This is a genomic window from Streptococcus suis (assembly GCF_002964045.1).
GTDB lineage: Bacteria > Bacillota > Bacilli > Lactobacillales > Streptococcaceae > Streptococcus > Streptococcus suis_U.
In genome coordinates this window covers 1-642 of the sequence record NZ_POPB01000217.1, presented here as the reverse complement: position 1 = coordinate 642, position 642 = coordinate 1, and the positions used below count along the sequence as shown (strand labels likewise).

The window sequence follows — 642 nt, the reverse complement described above, 5'->3', positions numbered from 1 at the left end:
AGAGATTTTTTATGAGGTATTAACAGATCATACTAGCCAAAATTATCAATACGGTCACTACTTTATTCCAAATACAGATGTTGGATTTGAAATTCCAGATACAGCAGAAGAAACATACCATGATTTTTACGCTAATGGATACAAAGAACGGTATCGACAGTATTTTGCAGATAGTGATAGAAATGAGATTGAGTTGGTTGAAGGAAAATCAGTCAGGAGGGACGGAGTTTTTTATTTAGTCCCTGGTATAGGGATATTTAATTCATTAGATAATATAGAGAAATTAAGTGATATTGATTATGAAACAGTTTCAGATTTTGATTTGGAAAATATTCCTTATCTAAATAGTAAATATTATCCAGTACGAAAAGGAAGAAATCCAGGTATTTATTTTGAATATGGTGGTATAAATGGTGCGTTTAGTCAAGTAGATAGAATATGTAGGCCACCCAAACGAACTAAAATATTAAAAGAAGCTATGTCTAGAATTCCAAACTCGGAGGGGGATGGAATGAATTGGATATAAAAGAACTAGGTTCATTTTAATTTGTATTGTGAAAGATAGGATTCAAATGTCAAACATTCAAAACATGTCCCTTGAGGACATCATGGGAGAGCGTTTTGGTCGCTACTCCAAATACA

The 642-nt window shown here is 32.7% G+C and carries 1 pseudogene; it reads left to right on the top strand.

Going from position 1 to position 642, the window contains the following annotated elements:
* A pseudogene (locus C1E99_RS14630) lies at nt 1–526 on the top strand (hypothetical protein); the annotation flags it as partial.
* Nucleotides 527–642 lie beyond the last annotated feature (116 nt).